This is a genomic window from Sediminibacterium sp. FW305-C-269, assembly GCF_058231045.1.
Genome location: NZ_JBIQXQ010000002.1, coordinates 282,344 through 296,069, shown reverse-complemented (window position 1 = coordinate 296,069; position 13,726 = coordinate 282,344). Strand labels below are relative to the sequence as shown.

Below are 13,726 nucleotides of genomic sequence, written 5' to 3'. Positions count from 1 at the left end.
ATTGAATCATTATTTTTTTACCGTTACAGATTTACCCGGGTCAGCGATAATGACCTCAGATCCATCTTTACACTTCTGAACAAACACGTCAGCTTCTTTTGTCAGTTCAAATATTTCTTTCCCGTTTTTATGGAGGTAAGAGAACCCGGTCGCCGCCAGTTTTTGCAGGTTCCCATTGGCATCCAGTTTCACAGCTGCCAGCCCTTTATATTGCCCGGTATACAGGTTGCCTTTATATTCGAACCGGAACATAGCGGGCCGATCACTGTCCAATGAAGCTGTATTGGTAAAAGTGAATGAACCCTCTTCGTTCACCACTCCGTCTTCCAGCTTGTTCGGTAATATACCTAACCGGGCCACATTCTCCAATGAATACCCGATGACCGTGGCTTTACCGGCGATCTGTTTCCAGGTTGTTGTAATATCCTTACCCATGAAATCATGCGTAGCATTGCCCTCCAGCAATAACCTGCCGCCTTTTTGCACATACGTCTGGAAAAAACGCGTGGTAGCGGGTTTGGCGTACTGCGGGTTCAGCAGTATGATCGCATCGAATGTATATCCATTCAATTCAGGCTTGCCGGCCGCGTTCAGATGCAGTCGGCCATCTTCTATCAGGTCTGTAGGTACAGATGCATTGAGATATCCTTTCTGCCAGAGCGCCACTGATTTCTTTTCCATTTCAAGCTTATCATTGATATCGTACATGCCCCGTCTTGAAAGATCAGGATACCAGTTATACATGGCTTCCATTCCATACACGACCAATAACCGTATCTGTGGAAAGGGTGGATTAAAGTGGTTCAGCAACCTTGCGGCATTCTCTACCTTATTAATTTTGGCCAATGCTGCAGGATCGTCGATAGAAACGCCCCAACCCTGCACGTCATTGGCAGCATGGTAGTGTGTACGGATACCGTAACGCAGATCGGTCAGGGCTTTTGTCCAGATCCGTGTAAGGTCTTTTCCATAATACATGTTATACATGGCGTTCTTCGGATAACTCATGCCGATACCCACCTGTATGGGTGTGGCCGTTTCTTCATCCGTATGCCCGTAATCCCGTTTAATGCTCCACCAGGTAACGCCGGTTTGCCAAACTTCATCTTTATCCAGGTTGTTATGAAAAGTATTGTGTAATCCAATGAATGTATTTTTGCCATACATTTTTTTACCCAGATCATACATGGCTGCTTCAACAGGCAGCGTAGCAAAGCGAACCAGCTGCATATATTGGTTGATGGCTTTCATCCGTATTTCTGGCCTTCCTTCCGGTGCATACCGCATATCCAGCAAAAATCGGGCGGGCTCTTTGCCGCTCTGGGCTGATATTTTTTTGCCCATACCGATTGAGTACAGCCGTTCCCTGAATACATCTTTTGCGGATTCCAGTACTTTCTGCTGTACGATCCGCAGGCTTTTGTATTCATCTATCCCAATGGCATCAAAGGGGATATCCGCATATGCTTTGAAGGCACCCAGGAGCATGTCCTTGACCTGCTCCGAATAATTACTGCAGGAATTATAATAATGCTGCGTCATGATGAAAGCGGTATATCCTTTCAGCAGGCTGCCTGCATTAATCGAAACAGATACCGTTTCTTTTGTAGTATCTGATTTTGCAAAAGAACTAATGTCTTTCAGACTGGCCGGATCATAGAACCCATCTCCCGTCTTGCGAAAAGCATATATTTTAAACAACTCACTCCTGAGAATAGATTTCATATCACGTGACCCCTTGGCCGCAACTCTATAACTGGCACTGCCGGCAGCATCCAGCGTTACTTCTCCATCCTGTATTAGTCTCTCTGTGTTTTCTATCCTGGTATCAAAATCACGCTTCCAGATCTGGAGACCGATCTGAAGTCCTTTCGTATGTGCATATTTCACCAGTTTCGCGAATACGGGATGCATGGTCGTAACATCATAAAAATTGCACCCATTCCTTTCTGTAAGGAAGATCAGCGTGTATTTGCTGTAGCGTGCAAAACTGTCGATTTTTCCCATCCATGCTTTCTCATCCATCATGTTGGCTGCAAAAAACCAATAAGCTACCTGGGGATGGTTGGTATTCTCAAATACATCCACGTATCTTATCCTGGATGTTTGTGCCACCGAAATGGTGATTGCAGCGAATAGTAACATTAATAATGCAGTGATCTTTTTCATATAGCGAGCTCGTTATTCCTCTAATTGTTTTTACGATCCTGATGGGCTTTTACTTTTTCTGCGACCATTCTCAATACGGCTTTGTCGCTCCATTCCTGGCTATGCCCGGCCATGGGCGTAAAATGGAGCTGCGCATCTGATTTGGGGTTCTCTGTTTTTTCTATAAACTTCTGAAAGAAACGGGCAGCAACATTCGAGTACAATCCGTCCATATCTCCCATCCACATCCATATTTTACCCTGCAGCTTGGGACCAAGCACGGGCCAGTTCTTCTCTAAGACCCTGGTGAGATCATATTTTTCCCATTGCTTTGCGATCGTATGATCGATCTTTCCCGTAACCGGATGGAACATCATCGTAGGCAGACCGTCCGTTCCCTTGGGACCGAATACAGCATTGTAAGTGCCAAACTGGCCGCCAGATATACGGTAATCGCTGGTCCTGCTATTCACATTCTCACCGTGTATCCATTCCTTCATCGAGAAGGTAGGTTCCCCATAAACCGTTCTTCTGCCCGGTTGCAGATAACCCCATTTATTATAAAACACCGAACTGTCCTCATAGATATTGATCAAACCATAATGCGAGAAATTAAGGGGGTCCGGACTATATGACCAGGTACCGTCAAAAAAGTCTGGGTAAAAGACCTGAAGTCCCATGGCCACCCACCCACCGGTGGAAGATCCAGCCAGGAATCGTTCATGACTGGCAGTGTCATAATGAACCATCTTTTCGATCGCAGGAATCAGTTCTTCTGTCAGTGCTTTCCCGCATGGACCATTGTTTTCTGAATCGACCTGGTAGGTATCTCCATAAGGTCCCTGCGAATCTAGGAACACATATACCACCTGGGGAGCTTCTTTGCTGAACCACCAGGTAGTAAAATCTGTATTATTCATCATACCATTGATAGCCGTATACCTCCCATTCAAACCGGGTATGCGATAACAGACAGGATAGGACCTGACTGGAGCATCGAAATATCCCGAAGGAAAGAGTATGGAAGCTCGCAGATAACGCGGATAACCTGAGAAGGCCGATAAGTATTCACTCCGCATCTCTACTTTTCTAACATGGGTATGTGTTATGATACCCGGCTGAGGGATCAGGTATTTGAGGGAAGCCGTTACTTTCAGCTGATCGCCTGCCACGCAGGAATCAACGGCACTGTAAAGATTACCCGGAACATTCTCATTGCCATCATCCCTATTCTGTTTATATACGAACTGATAATACAGTTTTCCTCCGGGATCGTCTTTGATCTTAGCCAACCCATTGGCCAATACCGTTTTCTCAGCGGTATTGAAAACGAAGGGTTCTTGTCCATTCCAGCTATCGGGCGTAGTTACACCAATGGTGATCTCAGACCGGTTCCTGGGCTCTTTTTCTGACTGCCGGGTAATATGCAGTAGTAAACGTCCTCCTGTCCGGAAAACATGCCGCAATGAATCGCTTACAAACAGTTTCGCCTCCACCAGGGGTACTTGCTGACTGAAAACAGCTTCTGATAAACCCAGAAGCAAAAAAATCAGTATGGTCGTTCGTTGTATCAACTGATGACAGTATTATTTATAATTGGTCCTTATAATGGCTTTCTCATCCTTAACAGGAATATTCAACCCTTTGAAGGAAACAGCTTCTGCATTATTGAGTTGTATGACAGGTAACTCCTTCACTGTTGGGATACTCACCCCTACCAGCTCAATCTTTTTTACATCATCAAACACAAAAGCTGGCCTGAAATCTTCTTCGAGATAACTCACTTTGAAATTTTTCAGTGTGATGCCTTCTGCATGGCGCATATACAAACCCCAGGCCGGCAATTCACCGAACATCGAGAACTCAGGATAGGCCGCTTCATTTTCGGGGATCCGGGTGATCTCTGTCAACGGGATATGTGCAATAGCTCTATCCGCTCTTCCCCCATAACTAATCTCAATGTTCTCCAGTGTCACATTCTGTACAGGGTAACCAGGTATCCCTACAATGGAAGAAGGCACCAGGTTATAAGGAAGATAGGGATGCCCATAGATATGATAATGAGAAGGACGCACCGGCATCTTATCAAAACCCGGACGCAAATGATCTGGCGGACCTTCGATCGGATAACCCTGGTCTGGCTTCAGCAATGGTGTCTCCACCTTCACGTTGGCGATATAGATATCTTTCAGTGTTCCCACTTTACCTCCCGTGTTTCTGTGACCACGACGGATGAAAATGGCATTACCGGTATTTTTAGCCTGTACATTCCGGATATCGATATTATCCATGAAACCGCCATCAACCGATTCCAGTGCAATAGCAGAACGATACGTATCAAATACCGTAAGATTGGTGATCTTAAAATTCCGGAACCCTCCATGGTTGGCAGTCCCGAATTTCAAACCGTTGGCACTGGAGCGCAAAATGCAATTGTCTACGTAGACATTCTCACAGGAACCATTCACATTATCTGATTTAAAACAAAGCGCATCATCGGAGGCATTGATGTAACAATTGGTGATACGGACATTCCTGGAATCGGTCACATCCAATCCATCATTGTTCCAGTAAGCAGTGCTTTGCACGGTTATCTTATCGATCACCACACCATCACATCCACGGTAGTCCTGTACCCAATCCGAGGCATTCTTCAATGTAATGCCTGTTACCCGAACGTCCTTACAGTTATTAAATAACAAGACCAGTGCGCGTCCGGGGCCTGGTCGTTTCAGCAACCAGGATGAGTCCGACTTAACTTCCCCACTTCTTAGTTTTTTGAACACATCCATCATCAGTTCCTGTCCCTGGCCATCGATGATACCTTCACCCGAAATAGAAATATTTTTTTGTCCGTCAGCCATTACCAGAGCGGCGGCACGACCACCGACCAGTTTCCGGTAATCATCTGTTACATGTGACCCCAGCAATACGGCGCCCAGGGAAACGTGCAGATCCACTCCTGATTTGAGTTCCAGTGTACCGGTCATGAAATTTCCCGGAGGAACAATCAGTTTACCTCCACCCTTTGCTGACAAGTCATCGATCAGTTTTTGGATGACCCTGGTATTAACCGTTCGCCCGTCTGCGATAGCCCCATATTGGGTGATCAGGACTTCCTGCTGTGCCTGTGTCGTATAAGAAGCAAGCAGGACTAAAAAGACGAAACATATTTTCTTCATGACATTCATTTATTTGAGTTCATAAGTGACCGCAGGAATATTCCAACCTTTTACTACCAGTTTTGCTAAATCAAGATCATCACCAATAGCTGCTGTCTCTATGCTCACGTGTTTGGTTTCACCCGGTAACAGCGAAAAGAAGTTATCGGTATAAAAAGAAGGTCGTACAGGTTTCAATGCCCCATCGAGCAACTGCAATTGTGTAAAAAAGGCGATCTGATTGCTGGTATTTTTCATATCAATGTCGACCACATGCATACTACCCTGCTTCCGAACTGTAACCGTTGACCGCAAACTGGAGGTCTTCATGGTTGCCAATGGTTCTAAACCTGCAGAAGCCGGACCAGTAAGGGTTTGCTTACCCTGATAGGCATTATTGGATCGCCAGTAAAAACTGCTGGTGACAGGTGCTCCTTTTTCGTCAGTAATTGATAATCTGATAAAATGCACAGGTGTTATCTGCTGTCCAAAATCTATGGTGATCAGGTTATTCAGCACGGCATCTTCGGGTATCGAGTCCAGGATGACCGATTTAGAGAAGACCCGCTTACTGTTCAGGTCGTATACTTCCGCTTTGAGCCGGTAGTTAACGAATGACCTGAAATAATCATTGGATACCGATACGGTATTCTTCAGGTAATCGAACTGTGCATGCAAGGGTTCCAATGCCTGTTGTGTGTAATACAAAGCAGAGGTAGGCTCCAGCGACCAATCCCACATTCTGCCACATACCTGCCGGGTAGGTGAGTTATGGTACCAGAACAGCAGGCCGGAACAATATCTGTCGCCATACCCGAATTTATTGGCGTTCCAGACCTCCCATACCGACCTGGCATTGACGGCATTCAGCAATTGTGCTTTTTTGGCGAACTCATCTATCGAATTTGAAGTGCCATAATTATCGACCAGGTCCTTGAACTTACCGGTCATTCCGTGAAAAGCATCCCCATCCAGATAATCCCATACCGCTTTATTGATGGGCCAGAGATCCTTTTCGTCCATCATCTCGCGCAGTGCTTCCACAGTTGGCAGGGATGGCGCACCATATTCAGGATTAAAACCGTCTACCCTGCTGCCCCTGGCAGACGCCGTATTTTCATAATGCTGCATGGGATTGACCTGCTGGTAAGGACTGCCATCGTGCACGCCATCTACTTCAGACTGCATCTGGTAAGGCCTCGTACCATCCAGGCTATTCAATACTTCACGGATACCCGACACTTCTGTACTTTCATTCGATGCCACATAGAAAGCAACAGAAGGGTGATTACGTATCCGTTTGATGGTAGCGGAAAGATTGCTGAAATAGAGATCCTTATCATTCGGGTGTTTGGTATCGCCGGTAAGCCAGAATTCCTGCCATACCAGCAGCCCCAATTCATCACATAGCTGATAGAAATAATCGGACTCTGCAATACCTCCACCCCATAATCGCAGAAGGTTTACACCCGATTGTCTTGTATAACGTAGCTCTGAATAAGTGCGTTCATCAGAAATGCGTAACATGGCTTCCGGTATCCAGTTGGTGCCACGGATAAAGATCTTACGGCCATTTACATAAAATGTCTTGGAACTATCCGGTGTATTCCTGTCGGCTCTGATCTCCCTGATACCAAATCGGGTTTTTACCGAGTCTCCCGGAACACCATCCACATACGCAACCAGTTTCAGTTCATACAATTCAGGTTTGCCTTTATTTACGGGCCACCACAAACGTGGCCTGGATATGCTGAGCTGAGGAAAATCCCTTGCTGTAAAAGTTATGGTCTTATCTTCTCCGCGCAACAGGTCAACGTTTTTTTCGAATTGTATGCCTTCTCCTACGATCTCTCCCTTCACCACACATTTCACCGTTTTCATGGCCACGTTAAACAGTTCTACGGAAACCGTTTCATTTGCTCTGTCATAATGCGGTTTCGCCAGCTCTGAACGCACAAAGGGATGACGCAGGGCTACTTTATTAGTGGCGTATAAGCTGATACTTTTCCAGATACCTGTATTCCTGTCGCGGATACCGTCCTTAAAAGTGAAATCCCAGCCAACAGACATCAGCATCGTTGTGTTCAACCCGATATTACCATCACCTCCGTTCCGGTTCTCTCCCCGGGCACGCCAGGGTTTTGCCTTATTGGTTCCGGGAATGTCAACCGGATATACTCTGATGGCTATGGCATTCATTTCACCCACTTTGGCAAAATCTGCGATATCGACCTGGTCCTGCCGGAACATTCCCGACAGATGCATGACCTGGTCCCCGTTTACCCAGACCTCTGCACGATAATTGATACCATCGACCTGCAACCAGATGTTCTTCTCTTTGAAAGAGGCCGGGATCATTAGTTCCGTGCGAAACCAGTAGGTATAGAAATCTCTGCCTGTTTGAGCAATATCGGGTATCAGTTTACTGGATAACTTATTATTGATACCATAATAAGGTTCCGGGTACAGTTTATTATGGACCAGGGAATTGAGTACTGTTCCGGGAACTATGGCCGGCATCCATCCAACTGTTGCGAAACCAGGCCTGGAGATCTGTTCCGGCGTTACAGTCAGCTCGGCCGACCTCTTCATCACACAGTTGAAATTTCCACCGTGCACTTCACGTGAATCAAGGTAGATCCTCTTTTCATCCTTGGCAAGATTCTTCACCTGCGCCGAAGCAGCAGTGAACAGTAACCCCATCCAGATACTATGTAAAATAATTTTCATCTTAGTTGTCCTTGGTCCTTTTAGTATGGACTTTATCTTAATTCCCTTGATAAACAGTTATGATCATCCTCAAGCCTATAATTTATTAATGACCGGCTTTTTCTTTCCGTTTCTGTCAGCAATGATGAGTTTACTGTCTTTGTCATTTTTCTCTACAAAAATGTCTGCCGGCTCTTCAAAACGCAATATTTCTTCTCCGTTACGGCGCAAGCTGGTGAAACCAGTGGCGCCCATTTTTTGCAGTCCGGTCTTTTTACCTGCCTTAATCACTGCCAGTCCGCGATACTCGCCGGTATATTCATCCCCTTCGAAATTCACGCGAAAAGTGGCTGCCTTACCAGTACGCATAGAGACCAGGTCATTAAATGTATAAGAGCCATCGGCATTACGGCAGCCATCCGGTAACAGGTTCTTCTGCAGGCCCAACTTCGGCAGATCCGCTACTGAATACCCAACCACAGTGGCCTTGTCATAGATGGCTTTAAAACGATTGGCGATCAGGTTACCCTTAAAATCGCGATCGGCCTTACCCTCGATCATCAGCTTGCCACCTTTGCCGGTATACTGTTCCAGGAATCGGATCACCGGCTCCCTGGCGTATTGGGGATTGATATATAATACGGCATCAAACTTGTGACCGTTCAATACAGGTTTTCCATCAGTGCCAACGGTGAGTTGATTATTTACGATCAGGTCTGAAGGAACCAGGGCATTCAGGTAACCTGACTTCCAGATCTCTACCGCCCTTTCTTCCACCTTCATCTTATCATTGATATCATACACACCCCTGTCAGCATAATTCGGATACCAATTGGAAAGCCCTTCCATTCCAAAGATCACGAGCAGGCGGATATCTGGTAAAGAAGGATTGAATTTATTCAACAGTCTGGCGCAATTCTCATTGGCATTAATACCCCCTATGGCATCCGGATCCTCCAGATCAAAACGAAGCGGCCTTTTATCATTCATGGCATGGTAATGCGTTCTCACACCATATCTCAGATCATTGAACGATTTAATCAGTACCGGTTCCAGTACTGCATCGTAATATTGGTTATACATTGCATTTTGGGTATGTGCCATGGCAATACCCATTTGTGTAGGCAGGAAGGTTTTTTCATCTGTCTGTCCATACGCACGCGGTGCACTCCACCAGCCGATTCCATTGGCCCAGATCTCATCATTGATGAGACTATTGTGATAGGTGTTATGGATCCCGCTGAATATATGCTTCCCATAAATTTCACGAGACGCATGGTAAACAGCTGTTTCAACCCGTAATGCTCCTCTGCGCATGAACTCCATGTATTCGTTGACGGCTCTGATACGCAGTTCGGGTTTCCCGGTGGGTGCATAACGGCCTTCGAACAGCGTTTTCTCCAATGAATTTCCGGTGGCTTTGGCATACTCCCTGGCCATTGCATTAGAATACCAGCGCCCCCTGAACGGGTTGGGAGTATTCTGGTCAAAAATGCGTTCTATGAACTTATTACCGTATTCATCCAACGAGAAACCATCGAAAGGGATATCCGCATAGGCTTTCATGGCTTCTATAAAACCATTGACCTCCACATCGTCCCAATTACTGCTCTGGCTGCAGTATTGTTGTGTCATAATGCAGGCCGTCAGACCTTTCATAGATTCCCCTGCCTTAACCTTCACTTCAACAGTGGCCTTGTCCGGCAGAACGGTTTCGCAATTCCTGGTAATATCCTTCCATGTGGCCGGGTCATAAAAGCCATCACCGGTCTTTTTGAATGCATAAACTTTAAACAGATCCGATTTCAGCAGCCGGTGTTCAAAGCGTATAAACTTAGCTTTGATCGTGGCAGATGCATTCCCTGACTGATCTAACGGAACTTCCGTTTCAATGATCATCCGTTGGGAACCTTCTATAGTTTTGTCCTTATAATTACCCCATAACTGCAATCCCACCTTCAATCCCTTTTTGTGCGCCGCTGCCACGAGGTTCTTGAACACAGGATACATTTTTTTGTAATCGTAGAAATCAGCACCTTCACGTGCCGTCAGGAAAATCAGCGTGTATTTACAATTTTCCGCTATACTGTCAATGTGTTTCTGGTAGAGGTTCTCTTCTGTGATCAGGCTTGGTGAGATAAACCAGTAGCCGATTTGTTCATGATTCTCGTTCGCGAATTCGGGCACATAGGCGGTCTTCTGCGATTGTGCATAGCTCGTATGACTCATTACGAGAAAAAAGAAAGCGATCGGAAAAATTAGTTTTTTCATCAGTTGTCGTTATTCAGATTTGTTTGTATTCTTCTTAGGTGGTTTCACATGCATATTCAGGGCCCAGGTTTCATACTCTTTTTTCATGCTGCTTACCCTATCGGGATACCGGGCTGCCAGGTTGCGGGTTTCAGAGGGATCAGATGCGATATCATACAATTCCCAGTCGGCATCTTCCAGGTCCTTCACCAGTTTCCAGTTACCCGAACGGATAGCCCGGTTGCCTTCATGCTCCCAGCAAATAATGCGTTCCACAGCTTTTTTATTTTTCCATAGATAGCTAAGGCTTTGACCCGCAATACCTGCCGGAGTTGTGGCTCCTGCCAGCTCAAGAGCAGTCGGCATCAGATCGGTCACATGGCCTGTAGAGGACAGGTAAGCTTTCTGCGGCTTGATGGCTTGAGGCCATTGCAGGATACAGGGAGTAATGATACCCCCTTCGTGCATAAAGTGCTTGTATTTTCGGAAAGGGGTATTGGAGACATTGGCCCACGGCATATCATACGTATAATACGAGCCGCGCTGACCAACCAACTTAGAAGTGTCGTTCAAATTTCGGTTATTGGTATTTTCAGCACATCCTCCGTTATCTGAAAGAAAAACAATGAGGGTATTCTCATATTGCCCATTGGCTTTCAGTGCAGTGATCAGTCGCCCGATATTCTGATCCATTCTCTCGATCATGGCTGCATATACTGCCATTTTCCGGATCCAGGTCTTTTTATCGCTGGCAGCTTCCCATGCCGAGATATCGGCGGGCCTCTCTGTGAGCTGATAACTTGCATCCACCAGACCTAACCGTTTCATTTTGGCATAACGTTCTTTACGGATCTGGTCCCACCCCTTTGCGTAGATCTTTTCATAACGGGTTATCAATGCCTCATCCGGTGAATGGATTGGAAAATGCGGGGCCGTGTAAGCGAGATACAGGAAAAAAGGCGCAGCATCTTTTCTGTTTTTTTCCGTATGCAGGTATTCCAAAGCATGATCGGTAAAAGCATCCGTCATATAAAAACCATCTTTGGGAATCATATAGTCACTGTCTTCCAGTATGAAACGACGTTTGTTACGCTCCTGTGGCAGGATCTCATAATAGCTGCTTGCCCCCGAGATCAGACCGAAGTAATGCTCAAACCCTCTTTTCCTGGGCCAGTGTTCCGGACGTTCACCAACATGCCACTTACCCGACATGTATGTGTGATATCCTTCTTTCTTCAACAGTTCCGCCACGGTAGCATAGGATGTATCCAGAAAGCCCTGGTAACTGCCTGGCTCATACGATGCAGCAGGTGCTGTGACCATTAAACCCATACCCACCTGGTGGGGAGATCTGCCGGTAAGCAGACTGGCGCGGGTTGGACAACAACGCGCATTGTTATAAAAACTACGCAGTTTGATCCCATTGCCCGCCAGTTGGTCAAGGTTGGGTGTATTGACTTCTCCACCATAGCAGCCTATATCTGAATAACCCATATCGTCCGCCATGATGTAAATGATATTAGGGCGGGAGTTCTGTGTACGGGGTAGTTGTGCCGACAAAAGATTGAAACAACCAATTACCAGCAATGAAAGCAGATTCTTTTTGTGGTAAAACATACGCATACAATTCGATTTATTCATGATGATTTCAGTACCATTATCCCTGCCATAATTCCATCGGCCTGTTAATTTGTAACCCTTTTCCCTTTGGGTGCTTTCTGGATCTTTTTTAATTCATTCAGCAGCTCTTGCACTTTCTCGGGATGTTCATTATACAGATTGTGATCTTCATGGATATCATTCGACAGATCATACAACTGGCCCACCGGCTCCCCCGGTTTGGGTTTCACATCCGATGGCACAGTAAACCCACCTGAACCAAGTTTGGTGACCAGTTTCCAAGATCCCTTACGGATATTCATGGTTCCTTTGGATGAAATATTGACGATGGCAGGTTGTTCTTTAATCACATCAGCTTTGCCCGTCAGTATCGGAAAAATAGAATAACTGTCTTCTGTTTCAAACCTTTCACTATGGTTCCCGATCAGGTCTGCACAGGTAGACATGAAATTGGCCAGTGTTGTGGTAACGGCTGATTGTGTTCCTGCTTTTACTTTACCGGGATAACGGACAATCAATGGCACCCGGTGACCTCCTTCAAACACATCGCCTTTCATGCCACGAAACTCACCTGCCGCTTTATGTCCGAACTGCTGTACAAAATTTTCTCTCCAGTAGGGGCCATTATCGCTGGTGAAGACCACCATGGTGTTGTTAGAAAGTCCCATACTATCCAACACATGTAATATTTTACCTACAGCAGCATCCACTTCCTGTACATAATCGCCATATTCTCCGGCCTGTGAGCTACCGTTATATTCTTTTGCAGGAACCCAGGGCGTATGCGGTGCCGGCATAGGAAAATACAGGAAGAAGGGATTTGATGCACCCGCCTGTTTCCTGATAAAATCGTTCGCCTTTCGGGTAAAGAAAGGAAGCACATCATAAAAATCAAAAGAGGGTGTCATCAGGCCTTCTCTCCAGAACGGGCCGGTATACCCTGATTCCAGTTTATTGCCTTTTGTATATCCGCTCAATGACCCGGTCAAGCGGTCATTCTCGAGATAACAATACGGAGGCATATCCAATGAAGCAGGCAGTATGAACGAATAGTCAAAACCCTGCGTCATGGGTCCCCGTTCAGGTGCTTTGCTGAAATCGATCTGTTCCGGTTTCATTTCATTGAGGATACCATACAGATTATTCCGGTTGTTCTCCGGTTTCAACGAATCTCTGAATGCGTCTTTGGGTACCCAATCCAGACCAAGATGCCATTTGCCCACCACAGCTGTCCGGTATGATTTTGTTTTTAACAGATCGGCCACTGTTGGCAACCCCTCTTCTATCAATGTTCTGCTATACCCACGCAATACCCCGACTGGCAACCTGCTACGCCAGGGATACCTGCCGGTAAGAATAGAATAACGGGAGGGTGTACAGACAGACGAAGTGGTATGCGCATCGGTAAAACGTATACCCTGCCTGGCCAGCATGTCTATGTTAGGAGTATTGATTTTGCTATCGGGATTATTGACTGATACATCTCCATAACCAAGATCATCTGCCAGGATATAGACAATATTGGGAAGCAGCGTTTTTTGTGCATTTAATTGATCTGCGCCCAATAACACACCACACCCAAGCATGGCAATATGCATGAATCGGCGTATTACAAAAGAGGGGATTCTATTCATCATTGTGATTTATTTTTTACTATAGTTTTCTTATATCTAACCGAAATCTGTACCCGATGTAACTATTGGTTATATGCAGTATATTTTATGCATATAGCATACCCTCTCTTTCTATAAATCAACTAACGGCATTACGCCTGAAGCGCCACCTCAATTCAGCAGAAGGATCAGAGCGCCAGCGCCAAAAACCGGGCTACCTTGCAT

General features: G+C 45.9%; 7 protein-coding genes. All 7 read right to left on the bottom strand.

Annotated elements, in window-relative coordinates; translation table 11 throughout:
* Positions 1–9: 9 nt before the first annotated feature.
* The 7 genes from ACH3Y6_RS06635 to ACH3Y6_RS06605 all read right to left on the bottom strand — a co-directional run bounded on the left by ACH3Y6_RS06635 (position 10) and on the right by ACH3Y6_RS06605 (position 13,525).
* Positions 10–2,169, bottom strand: coding sequence for a hypothetical protein (locus tag ACH3Y6_RS06635; RefSeq protein ID WP_490834814.1), 2,160 nt, complete (start codon positions 2,167–2,169; stop codon positions 10–12).
* 20 nt (positions 2,170–2,189) lie between these two features.
* Entirely contained in the window at positions 2,190–3,692 is a 1,503-nt protein-coding gene (locus tag ACH3Y6_RS06630) for an alpha/beta hydrolase-fold protein (RefSeq protein WP_490834813.1), read from the bottom strand.
* A 42-nt stretch (positions 3,693–3,734) separates the two neighbouring features.
* Positions 3,735–5,330, bottom strand: coding sequence for a glycoside hydrolase family 28 protein (locus ACH3Y6_RS06625; protein WP_490834812.1), 1,596 nt, complete (start codon positions 5,328–5,330; stop codon positions 3,735–3,737).
* Between the two features lie 9 nt (positions 5,331–5,339).
* A complete protein-coding gene (locus ACH3Y6_RS06620; RefSeq protein ID WP_490834811.1) occupies positions 5,340–8,039 on the bottom strand; it encodes a glycoside hydrolase family 2 protein in 2,700 nt (899 codons plus the stop codon).
* Between the two features lie 75 nt (positions 8,040–8,114).
* On the bottom strand, positions 8,115–10,289 hold the full coding sequence (locus ACH3Y6_RS06615; protein WP_490834810.1) for a hypothetical protein: 2,175 nt from the start codon (positions 10,287–10,289) through the stop codon (positions 8,115–8,117).
* A 9-nt stretch (positions 10,290–10,298) separates the two neighbouring features.
* Positions 10,299–11,891, bottom strand: coding sequence for an arylsulfatase (locus ACH3Y6_RS06610; RefSeq protein WP_490834809.1), 1,593 nt, complete (start codon positions 11,889–11,891; stop codon positions 10,299–10,301).
* 62 nt (positions 11,892–11,953) lie between these two features.
* On the bottom strand, positions 11,954–13,525 hold the full coding sequence (locus ACH3Y6_RS06605) for a sulfatase family protein (RefSeq protein WP_490834808.1): 1,572 nt from the start codon (positions 13,523–13,525) through the stop codon (positions 11,954–11,956).
* Positions 13,526–13,726 lie beyond the last annotated feature (201 nt).